Raw genomic sequence first — 23,058 nt, 5'->3', positions numbered from 1 at the left:
CTCTCAGTCTTTGGCACCGATTTTGTTTCGCTGGAACCTAACGTTGAATGGTTGTCGTAAGATCTTGACGTCACGGATCTTCAATAACTCGCAATATCATCTCATTACTTGGCCACGATGTTGATGATTTTTCTTGGAACCACGATGATCTTTTTAATATCCTTACCGGCCGTGAACTTCTGAACGTTTTCATTGGCCAGTGCAGCTTGCTTGATATCGTCGTCGGATTCGTCGACATTGGCAGTAATGGAGCCGCGGAGCTTGCCGTTGACTTGGACCATCATGTCGTACGTATCGGTCTTGAGCTTGCTTTCATCGTAAGTCGGCCATGGCGCGTATGTCAGGCTGTGATCGTGACCGAGCCGCGACCAGATTTCTTCCATCAAGTGCGGGGCAATCGGCGCGAGCATTTTGACAAAACCTTCGACATATTCAAGCGGCAAATCATCGTCTTTACGTGCCGAATTGATGAAGACCATCATTTGAGAAATCGCGGTGTTAAAATGCAAGGCTTCGTAGTCTTCGGTTACCTTTTTAACGGTTTCGTTGTAAACCTTGTCCAAACGGCCGTCATTGATGGTTGTGATGCGATCACGCAGTTTGCCTTCGTCATCGATAAAGGCACTCCAGACACGATCCAGGAACTTGCGCGCACCGGCCAAGCCCTTTGTGGACCACGCGATGCCTGCATCCAGCGGGCCCATGAACATCTCATAGAGGCGCAGCGTGTCGGCACCATATTCGTCGACCACATCGTCAGGGTTGACGACATTGCCTTTGGATTTACTCATTTTTTCATGATTGTCGCCCAGAATCATGCCTTGGTTATACAGGCGCTGGAATGGCTCTTTATTCGGAATCGCGCCAATATCATAAAGGAACAGGTTCCAGAAGCGCGCGTACAAAAGATGCAGGACGGCGTGTTCAGCGCCGCCAATATAAAGATCAACCGGCATCCACTGCTTGAGCTTGTCGTAATCGGCAAGTGCTTCTTTATTGTGCGGATCGACAAAGCGCAGGAAATACCATGAAGAACCAGCCCATTGCGGCATCGTGTTGGTTTCCCGCTTGCCTTTGCGCCCGTTTTTGTCGACAACATTGACCCAATCTGTCAAATTGGCCAATGGACTTTCACCAGTCCCGCTTGGCTTGATATCGACTTCTTCAGGCAATACCAGTGGCAGTTCATCTTCCGGTACCAGTGTGGTTTCGCCGTCTTCCCAATGAATCACCGGAATCGGCTCGCCCCAATACCGCTGACGGGAAAAGACCCAATCGCGCAACTTATAATTAACTTTGGCGTGACCAATACCCTTGTCTTCCAACCAGCTAATCATTCGATCAATGGCATCCTGTTCGTTTAAGCCATCCAAAAATTCGGAATTGATGTGGACCCCATCGCCAGTGTAGGCTGCCTCATCAATATTGCCACCTTCGATAACCGGCTTGATTTCGATCCCAAACTTTTTGGCGAAGGCATAGTCACGATCATCATGCGCCGGTACCGCCATGATTGCCCCAGTACCATACGTCGCCAGGACATAATCCGAGATCCAAATTGGCAGTTTCTCGCCATTAACCGGATTCGTAGCATAAGCGCCGGTCCAGACACCGGTTTTCTCTTTATCCAGCGCGGTCCGATCCAGATCGGATTTACGTGCGGCTTCTTCAACATAGGCATCGACAACTGCCTGCTGCTCCGGTGTTGTAATTTTTTCAACCAATTCGTGTTCAGGTGCCATCACCACATAGGTAGCGCCAAAAAGGGTGTCCGGACGCGTTGTGAACACGTCGAATTTTTCCTGACTGTCGGTGACTGCAAAGGTAATCTGCGCACCGGTAGATTTGCCGATCCAGTTGCGTTGCATCTGTTTGATCGATTCCGGCCAGTCTAGGTCATCGAGATCAGCAAGCAGCTTATCCGCATACGCCGTAATCTTCAGCATCCACTGCCGCATTGGTTTGCGAATGACTGGAAATCCGCCGCGTTCGGTTTTGCCATCGATAACTTCCTCATTGGCCACAACGGTTCCTAAGTCCGGACTCCAGTTAACCGGCACTTCGGCTTCATAGGCCAACCCATGTTTATACAGTTGTTCAAAAATCCATTGCGTCCACTTATAATAATTTGGATCCGTCGTATTAATTTCGCGATTCCAGTCGTATGAAAAGCCAAGACTATTAATTTGACGCTTGAACGTTTCAATGTTTTGCTTGGTGAAGGTACGCGGATTGTGTCCGGTATTCAAGGCATATTGCTCAGCCGGCAAACCGAATGCGTCCCAGCCCATTGGATGCAACACGTTGAACCCCTGCATCCGTTTCATTCGCGCAACAATATCGGTTGCCGTATACCCTTCCGGATGCCCAACATGCAGGCCTTGGCCTGACGGATATGGAAACATGTCCAATGCATAAAAATTCGGTTTTTTCGGATCAGTCGTGGTATTAAACTCGTTATGCTCTGCCCAATAACGTTGCCACTTCTTATCGATCTCATGATGATCGTATGCCATTTTTTTACCTCCCAATTTTTTGTGAGCGTGAACCGGCGCGCTTAGGAGCTGAAGTATAAGTGGCCTTGGGCGTGATGGCCCGGGTTTAGGCCATTGCGACCAAGGTCCTTATACGCAAGCTCCTGCGCCGGTGAACGCGTTAATGTGAGCGTGAACCGGCGCGTTTAGGGGTCGGAGTGTAAGCGGCCTTGGGCGTGATGGCCCGAACTTAGGCCATTGCGACCAAGGTCCTTACACGCAGACCCTGCGCCGGTGAACGCGTTAATGTGAGCGTGAACCGGCGCGCTATAACGTGAACTAGTTCACTAATCTTTCAAACAAAAAACCGCCCTATTTTCATTAGGACGGCTCAGCCGCGGTACCACCTAAGTTCTGTTTGCACAGCGCTCAAAGGAGATAACGGTCCGACCGGCTGCGATTACTGGCTTCACCGCAGCAACTTCAAAGGCCAGTTCAGTCTTAGCATCGTCAGGCTCGCACCACCGCCTGCTCTCTGATCCCCGCATCGACTTACTACTCCTTTGTTCGTTTGATTATTGCATCAATCATAGCAAAAACCTTAGATGTGTTCAATGGTCATTATGCTATTCTATTTATATTAGGCATTTTCTTAGCGCATTCGTTACAGTCGATTGTGCTTATTTTGGGAGGTTTGTTTTGGCACAACGTCGTTCACTACCACTTTATCTATCAGGATCTGCATTAATCATTTTCATTACCTTACTAGTCGGCATTGTTAACAACGCAAACTGGATTCATACGGTCGATCAGCGCGTTATCGCCTTTGTGACCCACTTTCACGCAGCAACGCTTAAACCGCTGCTTCTCGTCATTACCGAATTAGGAAACCCCAGCATTTTAATTGTTTTAACCATGGTCTTGGCGGCAGGGCTTTTACTTTGCCGTTATCGGAGTGCAGCCGTGTTTGCAGCCAGCGTTGGCGCCATCATGGGGGTGCTCAATGTCAGCATCAAATATCTGATCCAACGGCCGCGGCCGTTCATCGCCGATCCGCAAATTCGCGCCTTAGTCAAAGCCAGCGGATTCAGTTTCCCCAGCGGGCATTCCAGTGGCACCATGATGTTTTATGGCACGATTATTCTTTTGGCATGGACATTGCTCAAACATCCGACTGGCAAATGGCTGATCACGATCCTGGCAGTCTTGATGATCGGCTTGACCGGCTATTCACGCATCTTTGTCCGTGTCCACTATCCGACCGATGTCTTTGCCGGCTTTTCGTTGGGATTCGCCTTGTTAATGCTGAGTTGGTGGTTTTTCAATCCCTACTTATCTCGCCAGCATCAACGTAAGCAAAAAGCAGATCGCTGAGAGAAAACTCGCCATCTGCTTTTTTAATGCCTTGAGTTGACTATTGTGCGTGCGTCACTGCACCACATACATTGTCATTAACTATTTATGTGCCTGCACATCCTGCACGGCTTGCTGGATCAGCTCTTGTTGCACGGCTTTTTGAGCCTGCTTCATTAGCGTGGTCTGATCCGTCGCCAACTTCGGATCGGCTTTGACCAATTCTGCTGCTTTGGCTTTCACCTTTGTCGCCAAGGCGGCTTTTTGCTGCGCAGTTGGGTGCTGCAACGCTTTTAACTTGGTGCTCAGCTGCTTGGCCTGCGTCGTGGTCAAAACGAACCAGCTTTTGGGAATGGCGAGCTGGTTATGCTGAGAGACGAACTGGTCGGCACCTTCATGATTGAATAGTGCACCATAAAAGCCATTTTGATATTCCCACTGTGTCGTCTTACTCGTTAATGAAGCGGTCGTATCAGACGTTCTGGAAACTTTATTATGCACGGCTAGGTCGGCTTTGGTATGCACGGCCTTTTTCTTAGGATCCGTTTTGTAAATATAAACGGCGTGTTTGCCGGCAGTTCCCACGGTTTGCTTCAAAAGCATCGGCATTTGCGCATTAGGCGATGCGGTATAAATGGTCTGCTCGTCGGTCGTTGTCCGCTTAACCATCCCAAAATGGGCATTATCATTCAGCGTGATGAGCAACAAACTGCCCACGACGCCGATACCAAACACAATGATCAATGCGGTGCGTTTAAGCGAACGGTGCATCATGATGAAACTAAGATAAAGGCCAACGACCATCAACCCTAAAAACCAAAGAATCATGCCTTCACCTTCTTTTCATCTTTAATCGTCACTTCTTGCGACATGGCGTGACTATTCAGGAAGAATGTCAGAATCCAGCCGACAAGACTAAACCCGACTGCCAGTAAAAAGGCCGCGTGATAACCGTTGAGTGTAGCATTGAAAAAGTCTTGCTTATACTGCAGCGGATTACTTTTTACCAGGCTGGCTGCCGGTTTAGTGAGATTGGTGACGTTTGACAGGACTGAGATCAAAACCGCCGTCGTCATCGAAGTCGCAACCTGTCGTACCGTGTTGTTCACCGCCGTGCCATGGCGAATCATGTCAGGCGTCAACGCATTCATCCCATTGGTCGTCAATGGCATCATGACCATTGAAATCCCAAACATCCGTACCGCATAAATCACTGTAATGAAGATTGACGGGGTGTTTGTCGTCAAGAAGAAATATGGCAGTGTCGCAATCGTGAGGAGAAAAAGCCCCAATTGCGCCAACCGTTTGGCACCGATACGGTCGAACACTTGGCCAGTAACAGGGCTCATGACCGCAATCAAAAGTGCCCCCGGCAGCAGTGTCAAGCCAGATTCTAGCGCACTTTTACCGTGAATAATCTGTAAATATAGTGGAAGAATCATTTCAACACCGACCATCGCCATGTTGGCAATCGTCCCCAAAACAGTTGACAGCGCAAAGATTTTACTCTTAAACACCCGCAGCTCGACAAAGGGCTCTTTTAAATGCAGCTGCCGATAGCCAAAAATCACGATGAAAATCAGCCCCACGGCAATTGAACCAAGCACCATCGGATCACCCCAGCCATCGTTCCCGACTTCGGAGAATCCGTATAGCAAGGCACCAAAGCCAATGGACGATTCAATCAGTGACGGCACGTCCAATTTGGGATTCGACAGCGGCAAAACGTTTTTGAAGAAGAACAACGCCGCGATGATGACCAAACCGGCAATCGGGAGAATCATCCCGAACAAGACCCGCCAGCCGAAATTATCAATGATATATCCGGAAAGGGTCGGTCCAATCGCTGGCGCAACCCCGATCGCGATGCCGGCCATCCCCATGGCGGCGCCACGTCGGTTTGGCGGAAAAATCGACATCATAATATTTTGTAATAATGGCATCGTGATCCCAACACCGACAGCCTGAATCAACCGGCCGGCCAATAAAATCGCAAAACTATTGGCAACAAAAGCGACCAGTGTGCCAACAAAGAAAGTTCCCATGGCACTCATATATAACCATTTGGAAGGCACCTTCGCGCTCAAGTATGCCGAAACCGGGATCATAATCCCATTGACCAACATAAAGCCAGTCGACAACCACTGCACCGTTGCGGTCGAAATATCGAAGGCTTTCATCAACGTCGGAAACGCAGTGGAAAGGATCGTCTGGTTCAGTACTGTAATAAACGTCCCGACAATGAGCGTGATGACCATCATAGGGACGTTAACCTGCTTCCCGTTGATATCTTTAACGTCCATAACTTCGCCTGATTTCTTTATAATGTTTCGTGCTTTCTATATTACATAATGTAATATTGACAAGATAAAATATTACAATTAAACTGATTAGATGTCAAGGCAAAGGAGGCAGACTAGGCCATGGGACTCTTCAATGAACGATTACGCTCACTCGATATTTCGCTAGGTATCGGCGAAACCAGCCGGGTTACCGGGGCCACCCCGACTCAAATCCGCTACTGGGAAAAAAAGCACCTGATCCACTCACTGCGACACGAAGCAAACGGTAACAAGCGTTATTCGCTGTCTAATATTGCGCTGATCGTTATGATCAAAACCATGCTGGATGAAGGCTACACATTAGCCAAGGCCAGTGAAGAAATCGAAAAGTCACACCAAAAAGCCGATATGCTGCACGTCCTCATGAGCACCCGTTTGCAAGGCATTCAGTATGACGACCAGAAAACTTTTTTAAATTTCGGTCCGCTGGAAAATGACCCTGGTTTTGATGTCGTTGCCGTGGTTCAGGAAAACACTGCCAAGCTTTATAAGAAAGCCATCCAGCCACCGCATCACGACCCGCTTTCCAAAAATAAAGATAATACGAGTAAGCCAACTTGATAAGTCCGCGGTGGCAGAACTGGCACTAGTAACCACTTTCAGGCAAAAACGATCCTCGATAGCAACGCAAAATTTGCTTGCTCTCGAGGATCGTTTTTCTGTCCAGTCATAAAGCGCATTGGCCGGCCTTTACCGTCTCGCAAACTCAGATCCTTTTACCAAGGATTCAAGCTTCCTCGTCAGTTTCCTGAGTTGCTTCTTTTGACAGAACCTTTTTTGCTTCGAAGTGGTTCGCTATCAGCGCCAGCGCAACGATCACAATGGAAAAGAAATAGATGTTGTGCAATCCTTCGTAGAGAATCTGACGAAGTGTCGGCAAAACAGCCGCTGGTAAATTCCGAGCCGTGTGCGGATTGATGAGTTCATTAAGCATGTTGCTATTTAAGCGGCCATCAGCAGCAACGCCTTGTGTCAGCCGCAAGTTGAGAACAATGCCATAAATCGAGACCATCAGCGTTTGCCCCAACGTCCGCGACAACGTATTGAAGCTTGTTGCCACCCCGACCTGATCAGGCGCAACAATGGCCTGGGCAGTCACGGTCGTAATCGTAATCACCAAACCAAAACCCAAGCCTAAACTGCCGGCCACCAGCAAGAAGACAAAATAAGGCGTTGACTGCGGTACAAGCGCCAAGACAAGACTACCGCCAAGTAACCAAATCATGGCACCGGTCAGAATCGGCTTAGGCTGGAAGCGACCGAGCAGCTTGCCGGCAACAAAGGAACCGACGACCCACATTAACGAACTTGGGGTAACGGCAAATCCACCGAGCGAGGCGTCCATCCCGAGAATACCCTGAATCCACATCGGCATATAGACTTCAAAACCAATCACGAATCCTGAAATCAGCGCTGCAATCAAATTGTGAACGACAAACGTCTGGTTCTCGAATAACTTAAGATCAATGATTGGATCAATCGCATGCTTTTCCGCTTGCCAGAACCGCCAAAATCCAAAAGCTGCCACAATGGCCATGCCAGCAATTTGCCAAAGTGCGTTTGGTTCTGCAAGGGCTTGAAATCCGTACATCAACGCCAGCAACGCAATTAGTAACCAGGCAGTTCCGCGAACATCCAGCGGCTGACGCACCTGCCGTCGATCTTCTTGCAAAAAGAACCAAACAATGCCGAACGTCAGCAAGCCCAGTGGCACATTGATGAAGAAAATCCAATGCCAACTCAATTGGTCAACAATAAACCCGCCAAGCAACGGGGCAATCACCGAGGCAATCCCCCACATCGACCCGTTAAAGCCCAGCATTTTGGCCCGCTTTTCAAATGGATAAATGTCCGCAATGATCGTGAAGGTCACCGGCATAATGGCCCCGGCACCAATGCCCTGGATCGCCCGGAAGATGATCAACATGATCATTGACTGCGATAAGCCGGATAATAACGAGCCAATGACAAAAATAGTCAGACCAATTAAGAAGACCGGTTTACGGCCGATTTTGTCACTTAATTTGCCATAAATCGGCGTCGCCATGGCGTTGGTCAACAGGAAAATCGAAAAGACCCAGTTCATGAGATGCACACCATGCAGGCTGCCGATAATCGTTGGCATTGCGGTCGAGACGATCGTGCCTTCAATGGCGGTCATAAAAGTGCCAATAAAGATGGCGGTGGTGACAAGTGCAACATTTGTTTTTCTTTGCTTCATAACTACCTCTCTAAAGTGGTGATGCGATGTTGATGGTCGAGCAGCAGCGGTGAAGTGTGGGGAGCGTTTGCTAGCGGGAAGCCTGTAGGTTAAAGAATCACCCCCTTACTTTCGCTCGCCATAACGCGTTCGCCGGCGCAGAAGCTGGAGTGTAAGGACCTTGGTCGCGATGGCCTAAACCCGGGCCATCACGACCAAGGCCACTTACACTCCAGCTTCTAAACGCGCCGGCTCACGCTCACACACAAAAAGACGACCCAACCGGTTTTTCCCGGCTGTGGCCGCCTCTTTTCTCGCTAATCTCGGTACTTGAGAAGTGCTTGCACCTTGTCGAGGTGTTCCCAAGGAAGATCAACATCTGTACGTCCAAAATGACCATAAGCTGCCGTTTGTTCGTAAATCGGCCGCTTGAGGTCTAACATTTTAATAATTCCGGCGGGCCGTAAGTCAAAGTTCTCACGGATCGCCTGTTCAATCAGTTGTTCGGAAATAGCATTGGTGCCAAAGGTATTGACTGACACGGAAACCGGTTTGGCAACGCCGATCGCGTAAGCAAGTTGGACTTCAACGCGCTTGGCTAAACCAGCTGCTACAATGTTCTTAGCAATATAGCGGGCGGCATAACTGGCGGAGCGATCAACCTTAGTCGCATCTTTACCGGAAAAGGCGCCGCCACCATGTCGGGCAAAGCCGCCATAGGTATCGACAATAATCTTGCGCCCAGTCAAACCGGAGTCGGCCTGGGGACCACCTAAGACAAACCGGCCAGTCGGATTGACATAGATTTTCGTATCATCATCCATCATGTCAGCCGGAATGATTTTGCGAATAATTTTGGCTTCCACATCACGCCGAATTTCTTCAAGGGTGACGTCAGGGTCATGTTGAACGGACACGACCACCGAATCAACGCGAATCGGTTGTTCGTTGTCATCATATTCGACCGTGACTTGCGCCTTCGCGTCCGGGCGTAAATAACTGATTTCACCATTATGCCGCAACTTATCGGTCCGCCGCATTAACGCATGGGCTAACGAAATTGGCAAAGGCATATAAGTATCGGTTTCATCAATCGCAAATCCGAACATCATCCCTTGATCACCGGCACCGATCTTGTCTAAAGGATCGGTATCCGATTCACGCGCTTCAAGACTTTCATCCACGCCTTGGGCAATGTCAGGGCTTTGCTCGTCCAATGCCACTAAAACACCGACACTGTCAGGATCAAAACCGGATTCTTTCGTATACCCGATTTTCTTGATTGTGCCACGGACAACGGATTGAATGTCGACATAGGCATTCGTCGAAATCTCGCCAACAACCAAAACTAAGCCAGTCGTCACGGTTGTTTCACACGCGACTCGGGAATCGGGATCTTTTTCTAGCATCGCATCCAGGATGGCATCGCTAATCTGGTCAGCAATTTTATCCGGATGCCCTTCTGAAACAGATTCAGAAGTAAATAAATGGCGTTCTTGCATCGTTTGTTTCCCCCTCATGATTTTCGGTTACAAGGCATGTTCGCTAACGGATAACGAACCCCATCGGGAATGTTTTGCAACTCTAGTAGCATAACATAATTTTTGTAAAATTTCCGAAAATCTTTGTCTATGTCACGAGGGTTCTGTAAAATGAAATTGTTACGGAAAGGACATTCATATTGAAAAAGTTCAATCAAAATGCCTATGCAGCAGCTTTTATTGGCCAGGTACTTGCTTACCCGTTCTTAATTGCCACCGGATTGCAAATCAGTTGGAACTTCCAGCTGATCGCACTTTTACTTATGACACTCTGTCTCGCCGGCACGGGGTTTGTGAAACGCTACGACCTGATGCTGCTGTTAGCTGCCATCATGGGGATTCTCGGTGCCATCAACCAATGGCTGTTACTACCGCTAATTGCGGTGCAACTCGTGATCGCGTTACTTTTACGAACGCAGAAAATGCCCTCCCAATGGATGAATACCGTGATCTTCGGCCAAGCACTTTTAGCGCAGGTCATCATCATATATGCCTGCCTACACTTCTTCAATCGGACGATGTTATTGGATTTAGCGCTTCTTTATTTACCTGCGCTCATTGGATTGTGGGCCGACCACCTGCCAAAATGGGCTGACTTAATCCTGCTACTGGTCGTCGGAGCTATCGGTTATTTCCAACAGCGCATGAACCTAATTGCGATTGCTGGTATGTTGGGTGTAGCGCTCGCCATCAGCAGTCGTCGATCCTTTAAGTTACCGGCTTACAGCTATCAATTCAGTCCTCTTGTATTGGCGTTACTGCTTTACTTAACGCGGTTGCATGGGTAGTAGCACTTCGGTTGTCCATCTCTAAATATGTCAACTTATTCAAGCCCGCGACGGTGGTTGTTGCGGGCTTTTGTGTCGAAATTCAGCCAAAATTTACGCTTTCCCCAGTTAAAATACTGGGCATCATCTCGTTTTTCTATAGTACGCTCCCAATCGCAGAAAAAGCGTCAGCTCCGTTTTGTCGGACTGACGCTTCACTTAATTGAATGTTGCAGGCATTTTTTAGATTAACAACTGATATTGATTCAGCAAATCCTTGTTGGCATTAGCCCATAGCTTTTGATTAGTTCAGGCCGTATGCCAGCGTCCATGTCAGACTTGCTTCATAGATACCGTTTTGAACAACCGCGGTCTTAGGTAGCACCAGCTTGATATTTTTCTTGTCCCAAGCAAAGACGTTCGCGCCTTCACCTTGTTCAGGTGCGGCATAGGCAACTTGATGACTTGTATCGTTGGTACCCAGATTCAACGTTGTGGTCTTGGCAATGTCAGCCACCGGTGTCAGCGGGCCTACAGGGGTGAAGCCGTCATCCTGCACTTCGTTGGTCAAGGCATAGACGCTGCCGGTTTGGCCATAAGCCGTGTTGGTGAAGGTCAAAGTTGCATCATCAATGGTTTTACCGGTGTCCCCACCGTTATCGTTTTTCAGTGTCAACGGAGAATCAGCTTTGACATTAAGCGTCCAGGAACCGGCCTTGCTGTCAGTTTTACCACTTGCATCCAGCTTATTTTCTGCATCGGTCCGCGTGGTTTGCTTGTCAACAACGGTGGTCCAAACTTTTCCTTTAACGGCAGACAGAGCCTTATCATCGGTGTTTAAAATCGCGGTGAGGTTTGTGTCGCCACTCTTGTAGTTAGGATACCGGTTGTTCGTTGCATTTCCGGCGTTGATCCCGTCGGCAGTGAAGACCGGATATTCAGAAACAAATGATTCGTGATTCCCGAAGTCAAGAATCTTTGGCACCATCTGTAGTCGCAGATAACCCGTGTTCCCAGATGGTGCCGTTTGCCCAAAGGAAATCCCTGCAGTTGTTTTACCTTCCTGCGGTAACGCCTGGCCACCGTTAACATTCGCGTTACCGTCAACCGTTGCTGCTTGAACCGCAGCCGGTGTTGCAATCGCCAGTCCCGAAAGAAGCAACGCCCCAGTAGCAAGTGCACTGGTCATTTTTGTCACTTTAAACATGAAAACCCTCCTTAGTTATTCAATCCCATCATCGTTGCGAACGCCTTAGTGAATGCGTGATGATGAGATAAAATCATCCAAAACCTGTGTCCCCCAGCTAAATCAGCTAAAATAGATTAACTGTTTTCCACGTATTGAAATCGTTGTAAGTCTTAATCGTTAAACTCAGACAAATCACAAAAGCAATCAATAAGACGATCGTCAAGCAGATTAAGAACCATTTGACACGACGATACGAAAAACGCGTGATCAATGCCTGCACCTGCATCACCTCCTTTGTTGCATATTACGATCAGATCTCAGCCGATTTTTTGGCTTTCCGGTGTTGACGCCAGCGGAAAAAGACAAAACTGATGATGCCCAACACCACGATGACGATCGCAACCTTCAGCAAATTCCATTTTTGTTGCGCTAGGCGAAATGCGGTGCGTGAGCCGGCGATTAGTTTGCCATCACCGGTAATGCGCACATACTGGGTGATGGTCTTTAAATGGCGTCCCTGTTTAATTTCCGCAACCAATCGATATTGACCGGAGACAGGTTTTTGCCCTTGAATATCGTGCGTCATCACAAACTGAGTCTGAGGCGCGATCCGTGACAACGGCTGCTGCATTTTAAGCGAGAAAAAGCGACTGGAGGCATTGGTCAGTTGCACGGATGCCGTTGCATCTTTTAAAAAATGGCGCTCTGGATTCAGAAACTGGTAACGCAACTGAAATCCGGATGACCTTTTGACTAAACTCGTCTGCTTTAGGCGCAGCGCCTTTAGACTTTGGGAATCACGTCCTTGATGCAAAACCAGCCCGATGGTGTACGCAATGCGCTGACGAACGTTGGCCGTGTCGGTAGGTGTCAATGCGATTAGATGAATTGCAGACAGGTAAGTGCCTTTTGGTCGGGCCTTACTCGCTTTTAGGACAACCGGTACATCCTTTGTCTCGCCAGGTGCAAGTGTGATCTGCGCTGGCGTTTTGACTAGGTCACTGCCGGCAATGGTTAAATACTGCCGATTCACTTGTTTGGGTTTGACATACTGCACAACCCCGTTAGTTCCGGTTTGGGCGTCGAGAATCGATACCCCGACAGTTAAAGCTTTTGCACTGGCGTTATAGGCTTGTACGGTAATCGTTCGATCTTCGATTTTCGGCAATTGAAGCTCATAGTATCCTGCCGCTTTTTTAACCTGATTATCGTTGGGAATAACAGGCGCCACCATAAGCGTCTGTTGAGGGTTATTGACAGCTGCAACCGCTGTTTTTATCTGATAACCGCTAAATAACAAACACGCAAGTAACATCGCAATGAATGCCAATTGCTGGCAGCGTAATCGCCTTTTCATGACTTTGGCCTCAGTTTAAGCACCCATAACAGCGCCCCTGAACTCGCTAGCAACAGCACGCCGCTGCCGATGGTGGCATAGAGCCAGTGATTAACCGGCTTTTTTATTGCCCGTTCATTAACGGTTTTGGCCTGCGAAGTCGTCACCTTCATGGTTTTCTTAAATGTCCAATTCACTGGAAAACGATTGTAAGTACTCAGGCCCTTTATCGTTGCTTTAATGTGATAAGTCCCCGGCTTCATCTCGTCGTAACTCCAAGAGACAGGGAAAACCATTTTTGAATTTGGCGCAATCATGACGTTGCTGGCCTGGTAAGTGCGAACCTCGCCTTGATCGGCACCGATACTAACGTTGACTTTTGCCTGTGAGATCGCCATCGGTTCAACATTGCGCAGGGTCACCCCTAACGCCGGATGCTTTTGAAACAAGATCGGTTTGGTTTCGTCGTATTTAACATCCGGGAAAACTTCATAGTTCTGTCCGCGCAAGACGACACCGACTGAATAAGCATAGTTCGAGCCGATCGCCGTACTGCCTGATTTGCCTTTATCCACCCGCTCAATGAAATGCCAATCACCGTAAATCATCCCGTCATAATTGGTCTTAGGCATGGTAATCGTGGCAGTGATAACCTTCATCTGCTTAGGCGCCAGTTTAATCGTGGCACTGCCGCGGTCTAACGTTGCTACTGTTGTGAATGGATGTTTCAGGCTCGGATCCAAGTCATTGGTCTTAGGCGTAAATTCAATCCCGCCACCATCTTGCGTATAGGCATTGCGCAAGTCGCTGGCAACCGTAATATTTTTATCTGAAAAATTCTGAACCCGCATTTGAATGGTATGGGTGGAATCTTTTGGATAAACCAAGTCAAAATAATTTAACTGGGTATTGGTTTGGGCATCCGGCAAAACCGGTTGCACTTCAAAATCAGTCTTTTCACTTTCGTTTTCTGCTAACACGCGTTGTGGTACGGTTCCAAAAAACACAAGCCCCAAAATAAGCAGCATGCCGCACCACGACTTTTTCCATTTCAAACCTCATTCCCCCTCGCTTGCCGCTTTAACCAAATGCGGCAGGTTGGCCAACTTGACCCTCACGGCAACATCGACAGATTCCAGGTCAACGTTGTTTTGTAGTGTGCCTGGTAACGCTTGGTGCTTGCTGGTACATGCAGGCCGACACTTGTTGGGGCACTGTCAGCATCCCCGAAATTCAATCGCCACGTGCTTGCTCCGCTATTGTCATACTGGGTGCCGGTTGCTTCGGCTTGTTCAGCATCGTCCTTGAGATAATGACCTCGCTTATCAATTGCAGCCAAGACAGTGGATTTTGTAGCTGTTGGATCCAAAGCAAAGTCATCAGGTGCTTTATAAATCAAATTGTCTTGTTGCGCCCAGGCCGGTCCGGAAACCATCGTGTGTTGCAGCCGCGGATTCAGAAAATGCAATGTGGCATTATCTAATGTATGCGACACGTGCAAATCAGGATTTTGGCTGTCAGGTTTTACCTCCGAAGTGAATTGTCCATTTTGCTGAACACTAAGTTGCCATTGGGAAACCCCGTAATAATCTTCAATCGTGACCCCAAACGGCAATTTCTGTTTGGTTTTTGCCTGATTCTCGCCAATGTAATAGGTCCGATCAACACTGTTGGTGTCAAAATCACCAAAATCCAACGACGGGTCAACCGTCAATTTCAGCATCGGTTTCTCATACCGATAAGTGATCACAGTTTCCTCCTTATTGAAAACCGGATCGACAACTGCAGCTTGATCAAACGTTGCCTGGGTAAGGTCGGAGCTGCTGGCCTGATCAATGACGGTCCAGTCCTTAATCGCTTTAGGCCGAATTGCGCTAGCATCAACGTCTGAAACTTTCTGCCCGATTTTGCCCGTGACTGTCACTTCAGGTGCGATCACTTCCGGCTTAGCCATATCGCTAGCCCGATTCACATAGCGGAAAGTAACTTTACCGGTTGTGGCCGGTAAATGAATCGTGGTCTGATTTGAGGTGATTTGATCACTCCCGGAACCGCCAACCGACGCTTGATTAAGAATCGTTTCAGCAGTATCTTGGCGGGCAATTTTGGCAGTAAACCGAATCTTAAAACTGTCGCCGTCTTTAATGGTGTAAGGGAACGGAATCGTATGATTGGTTTTAAAATTTTCTTCAGCCGCAGTGTATGGTTTAAACGCGCCGCCTGTGTCAGCGTTGGCCATCTGTAAGGAGCCATTTTGGTAAGTGTGGTTGGCGTCAAGTTGGTCTTTAATGCTACCGGTGGTGCCGCCAAGCAAATTGGTGTAAGTCAGCTCATAAGTGACCAGATCACCGTCTTTTGCGTTAGTTGATGTTTTGAAATCCGTTTCCCCAGCCGTATCGTTACGAACCGCCTTTTTCAAGACATAACTCAATGGTGGTCGCCGTGCTTCATACTGATAGGTCACGGTATACGGAACAGTTGGCGAAAACGTTCCGGCATCCTTTTGGTCTGGCGTATTCGCCGTATATTTGCCTGTGTACTGATACCAGTCATCGCCTTTGTGAATCCACTCCGGCCGCCGCTTAGCCGCATCCCACTGATTCCCCGGATCGCCGGGAATCGTGAGCGGATCTTGGATTGCATTGCCTGCCGTGTCCACGAAATTAACCGTCACTGGCTGGGCATTTTGTGGCATCTTAAGCAACGCTACTGCTTGGAAAGTCGGGTGCGTGCCGCTGGAACCGGTATAGCCAAAAAGCACCTTGTCTGACTTGAAGTAATCCAATACGTTGTTAATTCTAAAAATGCTTCCTTCTGCCGGATTGCCATCCATATAGTATTGAAGATCGCCACCCAGAATTCGCACCCCATCTTTGTAAGTTACCGATGGGGTCCATTTAACTGTAAACGGGCGAAACTTACCATTCGACAGTTTGGTTGCGTCCGTTAAAGGAATGTATTGAAGATGCCCGATATCTTTAGATACTTTGGTGGTCAACGGGGTTTCGCCCGGCCGAACCACCCCTAGATGACCGGTCATTTTGGTATTGGGATAATTAATGTCATATTGATCGTCAAACTGTTTAGGATCGCCGCTCCAGTAACTATCCATCTCAATAGACAATGCATTTTGAATATAGTGGCTGATCAACTCCTGCTTCGGCGGACCACTTCTAGACCATGGATACGCGCCTAAGCCCCCGCCCGGCGCACCATAAGCGGCAATACCTTCAGGATCATTTTGCAAAGTAAACGTCATCCCGTCTGCATCATAACCAGGCCGCGAACCAAAGTAATGAGCAGTCTCGTAGGTAAAGGCGCTGTTAAGATCAATCCGCTGTTTACTCCACATACCACCAATTTGCCAATTTTGATAATTCGCTGACCCAGTCACAATCAATGCTTGCGGATAAGTTGTACTAAAAGACGAACGGTTCTGGTTATATTCCGGCTTTGCCGTGCTCTTGAAAAAGTAATCCGGCGCCTTTAATGCAGAATCTGGAATACCCGAATCAGGTGGAATATCATCATCCGCCGCTACGGCCTTTTGAATCGGAAACAATAACATAAAAAGCATCGCAACGAAAATCCCAGCAATCGTCAGTACACGTTTCACCCACTTCACCCCCAACTTTCCAACAATTCCTAAAAGCGTTTTCTTTTATCGAATCTTACCGTACGATAACTATAACAAGACAGTTAAACATCGACAACATAATATTATGTATATTTCATAACTTATAAGTTAATATAATACCCGTTTTTATATTCTGGTTTCCTAAATAAACTATTAAGGCCATAAACTTTTATGAAAATACCGTGTTTTTAATTTTTATGTGAATATTGCAAGCTCCAAATTGCTTTTTTATTGGTTTTGATTCGTTATGTTCATTTTTTGAGTTTTAGACAAATAGTAACGGTCACCGTACTCGCCTAAATTTCGGTTATTCATAATTACCGGCTGTCAGTTAAGCTTCTTGTGAGTAGTTGATTGCTAAATAAACAAATTTATAAAACTGATCCGTTTGACGCCTTTATCTGGAGGTTAGCGATACATTGTGCGAATGCAATCAATCAAACAGATGTCATCATGTTATAATTTATTTAATAGAAATTGACTGGAGGTATTCCCGTGCAAAGTCAAAGTCGTGAAGGTAACCGCGTTTCACGTCGGTTCTTTGTTATCTTGTTTGTTTTTTCGTTGTTGGTTTCGGCTTTGGCATTCACGTCAAGCAAAGCTGCAACCACGAGTGCTGACAAAAGTATTCCGATGATTGGATTGAATAGCAACGATGCGACGATTACCGATATGAATGGCCATGATGTCACCAGTGAGCCTAAACTTTCCAAAGACTTCATCTACACCCTTAATTACCATTGGCGCGTGCCCGACCAAACTGTCATTGCGGCTGGCGATATGGCAAAAGTTAACTTACCGGCCACGGTCGTCATTCAAACCGATCTTAGTTTTCCAGTGAAAGATCCCAAAACAGGCGCCGTTATCGGCAAGTTTTCCGCTAAAGCAGGCAGCCAAACAGCTCTTTTGACGTTCACCGACTTCTTCAGTCATTCCACTGTAGGGCGAACTGGTACTTTAACCTTTACTGCCCAAGGTACATATGATGACCATGAGCATCATCAAGTCGGCTGGTATATTGCTAAATCAGGATGGGCAGTCCTGCCACCCGCTAATGCTTCAGCAGCTGAAAAAGCTCAGTATGTCGATAGCCTTGGCCGACCTAAAATTCTCCAGTGGGAAATCACCGTCAATCCCCAAATGGTCCAAGTTAACCAACTAGTTCTCAATGACATCCTTGGCAGTGGCCAAACTTTTGACGCCACTCGAAAAATCCAAGTTGAAACTGGCAGCTATTCCCAAGGAGTGTTCCACCAAAGCGGCACTATGAATCCGAATTATCAAATTAACGGAAACCAAATTAAAATTGAACTAGGTAATATCGATCAAGCCATTAAGATTGATTTATGGACAAATCCAAACCCAGCCAGTTTTGCTCAAACGACAACGTGGACAAACCAAGTATCTGCAGAAGCTCAGAATCAAGGCAGTGGCTTGCCGACAGATGCAAAAGGCAAAATCGTGTGGACAGATAATGGCAGCGGTAACGGTAAAGTTGGCCAAGTCACACTAACCAAACGTGATCAAGACCAACCCAACAAGGTATTAACGGGCGCGGTTTTTGCTCTTTACCGCGCCAACCACACCTTGGTTCGCGCAAACCTAACAACCGATGCCCAAGGTCAGCTAACGGTTCGTCAATTATTGGCTGGTAGCTATTACTTTGTTGAGACAAAAGCACCTAATGGCTACGAACGCAACCAAACGCCGTTACCCTTTACAATTAATATCCAACACCCGCAAGTCACCATTCAAGCAAACGACCAAGCTTCCGTGACCCCGCCACCGGTCAAACCTTCGACATCATCGATGCCTTCTGCGTCTGCAAGCAAGCCGTCTGAATCAGGTTCCAGCCTCCCATCCCCATCATCAAAACCTTCCACATCGGTAAGTATCCCCTCTGCCTCAACACCTAAGCGCCCTTCAACATCGTCAGAGCCTTCTACATCAGTAAGTAGTTCCTCTGCTTCAAGACCCAAGGGCCCATCCACTTCGTCAGAACCTTCCACATCTGTAAGTGATTCTTCTAATTCAAGTTCCAAGCTGCCCGCTACCTCGTCAGAGTCCTCTACATCGGTAAGCAGTTCTTCTACCTTAAGACCGAAGCACCCGTCAAAATCCTCAGAGCCTCCTACATCCATAAGTGATTCTTCCAATTCAAGCGCCGAACTGCTATCCAAATCTAACAACCAGCCCGGAGGCATGAATCATTCTCAAAATCAGCGTCATCTGCCGGACACTGGCGAACGCCTGGAAATCGCCGCCGCCATGTTAGGTAGCTTTCTAACATTAATTGGCGTTGTCCTGTTCGTTAAAGTTCGCAAGTAGATTGAACTAATCAGTAAATTGCCATGATGACATAATGAGGCTGTTATCATTGATCTTGGACTAAAGTAACGTTTAAAACGTAGCCACTTTACACAAAATTGATATAATAATCAGTAAACTAGCTGTTGCAAATACCTGAAGGATCTCGATTTGTGCACAGCTTGTGCACCGAAAGTTTAAAACAATCAAAATAGGGCAAAAAAAAGAACCCGAAATGCTATCGAATCAGCATTTCGGGTTCTTTTGGAAAGTATGTAGAGACAACAAAACGGAGAGTAAGGGATTCGAACCCTTGATACAGGTAAAACCCGTATACATGGTTTCCAACCATGCTCCTTCAGCCTCTCGGACAACTCTCCATAAAAAACTCCGGTTGTCAGGCTCGAACTGACGACAACCTGATTAACAGTCAGGTGCTCTACCAACTGAGCTAAACCGGAATAAACAGCGTGGCAGCTTCCTACCCTCGCAGGCAGTTTCCCACCAACTACTCTCGGCGTGAAGAAGCTTAACTTCTGTGTTCGGCATGGGAACAGGTGTATCCTTCTTGCTATCGCCACCACACTTATGAGAACTTTGCGCTCTCAAAACTGGCTATCATTGTTGGTTGTTTGCTTTGCTGAGAATCGGCGTATTTCATCGAAACGCGTTCGCAGTCGCAGAAACCTCCACATAAGGACCCTGAGTCCATTGGCCAAAACCCGGCCAACGAACTCAGGCCCGCTTATGCTCCGGTTTCTAAGCGCTCCTGCTCACGCTCTACTTGGTTAAGTCCTCGACCGATTAGTACTGGTCCGCTCCATGCATCGCTGCACTTCCACTTCCAGCCTATCTACCTGATCATCTCTCAGGGGTCTTACTTCCATATAGGAATGGGAAATCTCATCTCGAGGGGGGCTTCACACTTAGATGCTTTCAGCGTTTATCCCTTCCGTTCATAGCTACCCAGCGATGCGCCTGGCGGCACAACTGGTACACCAGCGGAACGTCCATCCCGGTCCTCTCGTACTAAGGACAGCTCCTCTCAAATTTCCTGCGCCCGCGACGGATAGGGACCGAACTGTCTCACGACGTTCTGAACCCAGCTCGCGTACCGCTTTAATGGGCGAACAGCCCAACCCTTGGGACCGACTACAGCCCCAGGATGCGATGAGCCGACATCGAGGTGCCAAACCTCCCCGTCGATGTGGACTCTTGGGGGAGATAAGCCTGTTATCCCCAGGGTAGCTTTTATCCGTTGAGCGATGGCCCTTCCATACGGAACCACCGGATCACTAAGCCCGACTTTCGTCCCTGCTCGACTTGTCAGTCTCGCAGTCAAGCTCCCTTCTACCTTTACACTCTGCGAATGATTTCCAACCATTCTGAGGGAACCTTTGGGCGCCTCCGTTACATTTTAGGAGGCGACCGCCCCAGTCAAACTGCCTACCTGACACTGTCTCCCGCCACGATTAGTGGCGCGGGTTAGAGTGTTCATACAGCTAGGGTAGTATCCCACCAACGCCTCCATCGAAACTAGCGTTCCGATCTCTACGGCTCCTACCTATCCTGTACAAGCGGTACCAACACTCAATATCAAGCTACAGTAAAGCTCCATGGGGTCTTTCCGTCCTGTCGCGGGTAACCCGCATCTTCACGGGTACTATAATTTCACCGAGTCTCTCGTTGAGACAGTGCCCAAATCATTACGCCTTTCGTGCGGGTCGGAACTTACCCGACAAGGAATTTCGCTACCTTAGGACCGTTATAGTTACGGCCGCCGTTTACTGGGGCTTCAATTCTGGGCTTCGCTTGCGCTAACTCATCCTCTTAACCTTCCAGCACCGGGCAGGCGTCAGCCCCTATACATCATCTTTCGATTTAGCAGAGACCTGTGTTTTTGATAAACAGTTGTTTGGGCCTATTCACTGCGGCTGACCTTGCGGTCAGCACCCCTTCTTCCGAAGTTACGGGGTCATTTTGCCGAGTTCCTTAACGAGAGTTCGCTCGCTCACCTGAGGATACTCTCCTCGACTACCTGTGTCGGTTTGCGGTACGGGTAGTTTATTTCTCACTAGAAGCTTTTCTTGGCAGTGTGACATCAGGAACTTCGCTACTTTAATTTCGCTCCCCATCACCGCTTGTCCTTATGGTCGCAAGCATTTCACTCGCCACCAGACTTGCGGCTTGGACGCACTTTTCCAGCCGTGCGCTTTCCTTAGCCTCCTGCGTCCCTCCATCGCTTAAACAAAATAAACTAGTGCAGGAATCTCAACCTGCTTGTCATCGACTACGCCTTGCGGCCTCGCCTTAGATCCCGACTAACCCTGGGAGGACGAGCCTTCCCCAGGAAACCTTAGTCATACGGTGGATCAGATTCTCACTGATCTTTCGCTACTCATGCCGGCATTCTCACTTCTAAGCGCTCCAGCCGTCCTCACGATCGACCTTCAACGCCCTTAGAACGCTCTCCTACCGCGCACCCTGACGGGTGCACCCACAGTTTCGGTATTATGCTTAGCCCCGGTATATTTTCGGCGCAGTGTCACTCGACTAGTGAGCTATTACGCACTCTTTAAATGGTGGCTGCTTCTGAGCCAACATCCTAGTTGTCTGTGCAACGCCACATCCTTTTCCACTTAGCATAAATTTAGGGACCTTAACTGGTGATCTGGGCTGTTCCCCTTTCGACAATGGACCTTATCGCTCACTGTCTGACTCCCGGAGTAAGATCGATGGTATTCGGAGTTTATCTGAATTCAGTAACCCTTGATGGGCCCCTAGTTCAAACAGTGCTCTACCTCCATGATCCATCCTCCGAGGCTAACCCTAAAGCTATTTCGGAGAGAACCAGCTATCTCCAAGTTCGTTTGGAATTTCACCGCTACCCACAACTCATCCCAGCATTTTTCAACATACATGGGTTCGGTCCTCCAGTGTGTTTCACCACACCTTCAACCTGGTCATGGGTAGGTCACTTGGTTTCGGGTCTACATCTGCCTACTCATTCGCCCTGTTCAGACTCGCTTTCGCTCCGGCTCCGACTTTTCATCTTAACCTCGCAGGCAAACGTAACTCGCCGGTTCATTCTACAAAAGGCACGCCATTACCCCTTAACGGGCTTTGACTAATTGTAGGCACACGGTTTCAGGAACTGTTTCACTCCCCTTCCGGGGTGCTTTTCACCTTTCCCTCACGGTACTGGTTCACTATCGGTCACTAGGGAGTATTTAGCCTTGGGAGATGGTCCTCCCGGATTCCGACGGAATTTCACGTGTTCCGCCGTACTCAGGATCCTGGACGGAGGATCCGCCGTTTCGTTTACAGGGCTTTCACCTTCTATGGCGTAGCTTTCCAGCTGACTTCGACTACGTCGAACTTTGGTAACTCCAATGTCCAGTCCTACAACCCCGAGAAGCAAGCTTCTCGGTTTGGGCTCTTCCCACTTCGCTCGCCGCTACTATGGGAATCGAGTTTTCTTTCTCTTCCTGCGGGTACTGAGATGTTTCAGTTCCCCGCGTCTGCCGCCGACAAGCTATGAATTCACTTGCAGGCAATACACTGCTGTGTACTGGGTTCCCCCATTCGGAAATCTCCGGATCAAAGCTTACTTATAGCTCCCCGAAGCATATCGGTATTAGTTCCGTCCTTCATCGGCTCCTAGTGCCAAGGCATCCACCGTGCGCCCTTTGTAACTTAACCTGTACTGACTTGCGTCAGCGGTTATGCGATGCGAATTTCTATATTAGAAACTCATACAAATACGCTGTGTTCTCGGCAATTTAAAACATTTACAACAATGATATCCAGTTTTCAAAGAACAAAGTCGCACCCGCTAGGGTGCTTGAGGGTCGTCCCCTCAAAACTAAACAAAGTTTCGTGTGTGCAGGTTTCCGTCAGACTTAATGTCTG

General features: G+C 48.2%; 14 protein-coding genes, 2 tRNA genes, 2 rRNA genes, 1 riboswitch and 1 other annotated feature. Of the genes, 4 read left to right on the top strand and 14 right to left on the bottom strand.

The window, feature by feature from the left end:
- Positions 1 to 104: 104 nt before the first annotated feature.
- Positions 105 to 2,516: a leucine--tRNA ligase gene (leuS, locus tag LACPH_RS04070; RefSeq protein WP_274784571.1), complete on the bottom strand. Its 2,412-nt coding sequence runs from the start codon at positions 2,514 to 2,516 to the stop codon at positions 105 to 107.
- Between the two features lie 337 nt (positions 2,517 to 2,853).
- Positions 2,854 to 3,047, bottom strand: a binding site (T-box leader).
- A 126-nt stretch (positions 3,048 to 3,173) separates the two neighbouring features.
- On the opposite strand from leuS, the gene LACPH_RS04065 reads away from it, so the two are divergent.
- Positions 3,174 to 3,848 (top strand): phosphatase PAP2 family protein, encoded by a 675-nt coding sequence (locus tag LACPH_RS04065; protein WP_274784570.1) that lies wholly within the window; start codon positions 3,174 to 3,176, stop codon positions 3,846 to 3,848.
- Positions 3,849 to 3,929: 81 nt separating this feature from the next.
- Here the strand turns inward: LACPH_RS04065 and LACPH_RS04060 are convergent, their stop codons facing one another.
- The gene (locus tag LACPH_RS04060; protein ID WP_274784569.1) at positions 3,930 to 4,655 is read right to left on the bottom strand and encodes a DUF4811 domain-containing protein; all 726 of its coding nucleotides are present in this window, start codon (positions 4,653 to 4,655) and stop codon (positions 3,930 to 3,932) included.
- Positions 4,652 to 6,130 (bottom strand): MDR family MFS transporter, encoded by a 1,479-nt coding sequence (locus LACPH_RS04055; protein WP_087911809.1) that lies wholly within the window; start codon positions 6,128 to 6,130, stop codon positions 4,652 to 4,654. The genes LACPH_RS04060 and LACPH_RS04055 overlap by 4 nt, the downstream gene beginning before the upstream one ends.
- Before the next feature lie 120 nt (positions 6,131 to 6,250).
- Here LACPH_RS04055 and LACPH_RS04050 point away from each other — a divergent pair, with 120 nt between their 5' ends.
- Positions 6,251 to 6,730, top strand: coding sequence for a MerR family transcriptional regulator (locus LACPH_RS04050; protein ID WP_274784567.1), 480 nt, complete (start codon positions 6,251 to 6,253; stop codon positions 6,728 to 6,730).
- Between the two features lie 166 nt (positions 6,731 to 6,896).
- Here LACPH_RS04050 and LACPH_RS04045 read toward each other — a convergent pair whose 3' ends face one another.
- Entirely contained in the window at positions 6,897 to 8,390 is a 1,494-nt protein-coding gene (locus LACPH_RS04045) for an MDR family MFS transporter (protein ID WP_274784566.1), read from the bottom strand.
- A gap of 296 nt (positions 8,391 to 8,686) precedes the next feature.
- Positions 8,687 to 9,871 carry a methionine adenosyltransferase gene (gene metK, locus LACPH_RS04040; protein ID WP_010489553.1) on the bottom strand — a complete coding sequence of 395 codons (1,185 nt, stop codon included), beginning with the start codon at positions 9,869 to 9,871 and terminating at the stop codon, positions 8,687 to 8,689.
- A riboswitch (SMK box riboswitch) is annotated at positions 9,869 to 9,956 on the bottom strand. Its footprint overlaps the gene before it by 3 nt.
- Positions 9,957 to 10,050: 94 nt before the next feature.
- Here metK and LACPH_RS04035 point away from each other — a divergent pair.
- Positions 10,051 to 10,698 (top strand): hypothetical protein, encoded by a 648-nt coding sequence (locus LACPH_RS04035; protein ID WP_274784565.1) that lies wholly within the window; start codon positions 10,051 to 10,053, stop codon positions 10,696 to 10,698.
- A 283-nt stretch (positions 10,699 to 10,981) separates the two neighbouring features.
- On the opposite strand, the gene LACPH_RS04030 is transcribed toward LACPH_RS04035, so the two are convergent.
- The 5 genes from LACPH_RS04030 to LACPH_RS04010 form a co-directional block, all read right to left on the bottom strand.
- Positions 10,982 to 11,884: a WxL domain-containing protein gene (locus LACPH_RS04030; RefSeq protein ID WP_025012484.1), complete on the bottom strand. Its 903-nt coding sequence runs from the start codon at positions 11,882 to 11,884 to the stop codon at positions 10,982 to 10,984.
- Positions 11,885 to 11,990: 106 nt separating this feature from the next.
- Complete coding sequence (locus tag LACPH_RS04025; RefSeq protein WP_306387266.1) at positions 11,991 to 12,146, bottom strand: hypothetical protein; 156 nt, start codon at positions 12,144 to 12,146, stop codon at positions 11,991 to 11,993.
- Positions 12,147 to 12,176: 30 nt separating this feature from the next.
- A complete protein-coding gene (locus LACPH_RS04020; protein WP_306387265.1) occupies positions 12,177 to 13,223 on the bottom strand; it encodes a DUF916 domain-containing protein in 1,047 nt (348 codons plus the stop codon).
- Positions 13,220 to 14,230 (bottom strand): WxLIP family cell surface protein, encoded by a 1,011-nt coding sequence (locus tag LACPH_RS04015; protein ID WP_274784585.1) that lies wholly within the window; start codon positions 14,228 to 14,230, stop codon positions 13,220 to 13,222. Before LACPH_RS04015 ends, LACPH_RS04020 begins: the two co-directional genes overlap by 4 nt.
- An 86-nt stretch (positions 14,231 to 14,316) precedes the next feature.
- Positions 14,317 to 16,827, bottom strand: a complete 2,511-nt coding sequence (locus LACPH_RS04010; protein WP_306387264.1) for a lectin-like domain-containing protein — start codon at positions 16,825 to 16,827, stop codon at positions 14,317 to 14,319.
- A 507-nt stretch (positions 16,828 to 17,334) separates the two neighbouring features.
- On the opposite strand from LACPH_RS04010, the gene LACPH_RS04005 reads away from it, so the two are divergent.
- On the top strand, positions 17,335 to 19,167 hold the full coding sequence (locus tag LACPH_RS04005; protein WP_274784562.1) for a SpaA isopeptide-forming pilin-related protein: 1,833 nt from the start codon (positions 17,335 to 17,337) through the stop codon (positions 19,165 to 19,167).
- Positions 19,168 to 19,436: 269 nt separating this feature from the next.
- On the opposite strand, the gene LACPH_RS04000 is transcribed toward LACPH_RS04005, so the two are convergent.
- The 4 genes from LACPH_RS04000 to LACPH_RS03985 all read right to left on the bottom strand — a co-directional run bounded on the left by LACPH_RS04000 (position 19,437) and on the right by LACPH_RS03985 (position 22,848).
- Positions 19,437 to 19,526, bottom strand: a tRNA-Ser gene (locus tag LACPH_RS04000).
- Positions 19,527 to 19,534: 8 nt separating this feature from the next.
- A tRNA-Asn gene (locus tag LACPH_RS03995) sits at positions 19,535 to 19,607 on the bottom strand.
- Positions 19,608 to 19,614: 7 nt separating this feature from the next.
- Positions 19,615 to 19,731, bottom strand: a 5S ribosomal RNA gene (gene rrf, locus LACPH_RS03990).
- Positions 19,732 to 19,930: 199 nt separating this feature from the next.
- Positions 19,931 to 22,848: ribosomal RNA gene (locus tag LACPH_RS03985) — 23S ribosomal RNA — on the bottom strand.
- Positions 22,849 to 23,058: the final 210 nt, after the last annotated feature.

This window comes from Lacticaseibacillus parahuelsenbergensis, assembly GCF_030770265.1.
Lineage (GTDB): Bacteria > Bacillota > Bacilli > Lactobacillales > Lactobacillaceae > Lacticaseibacillus > Lacticaseibacillus casei.
This window is presented reverse-complemented; position numbering and strand designations above follow the sequence as displayed.

What these genes read in the sequence shown, in the direction of transcription:
- leuS (WP_274784571.1), bottom strand. Translation starts at nt 2,516, where the DNA reads ATGGCATACGATCATCATGAGATCGATAAGAAGTGGCAACGTTATTGG.
- LACPH_RS04060 (WP_274784569.1), bottom strand. Translation starts at nt 4,655, where the DNA reads ATGATTCTTTGGTTTTTAGGGTTGATGGTCGTTGGCCTTTATCTTAGT.
- LACPH_RS04055 (WP_087911809.1), bottom strand. Translation starts at nt 6,130, where the DNA reads ATGGACGTTAAAGATATCAACGGGAAGCAGGTTAACGTCCCTATGATG.
- LACPH_RS04050 (WP_274784567.1), top strand. Translation starts at nt 6,251, where the DNA reads ATGGGACTCTTCAATGAACGATTACGCTCACTCGATATTTCGCTAGGT.
- LACPH_RS04045 (WP_274784566.1), bottom strand. Translation starts at nt 8,390, where the DNA reads ATGAAGCAAAGAAAAACAAATGTTGCACTTGTCACCACCGCCATCTTT.
- metK (WP_010489553.1), bottom strand. Translation starts at nt 9,871, where the DNA reads ATGCAAGAACGCCATTTATTTACTTCTGAATCTGTTTCAGAAGGGCAT.
- LACPH_RS04030 (WP_025012484.1), bottom strand. Translation starts at nt 11,884, where the DNA reads ATGTTTAAAGTGACAAAAATGACCAGTGCACTTGCTACTGGGGCGTTG.
- LACPH_RS04020 (WP_306387265.1), bottom strand. Translation starts at nt 13,223, where the DNA reads ATGAAAAGGCGATTACGCTGCCAGCAATTGGCATTCATTGCGATGTTA.
- LACPH_RS04015 (WP_274784585.1), bottom strand. Translation starts at nt 14,230, where the DNA reads ATGCTGCTTATTTTGGGGCTTGTGTTTTTTGGAACCGTACCACAACGC.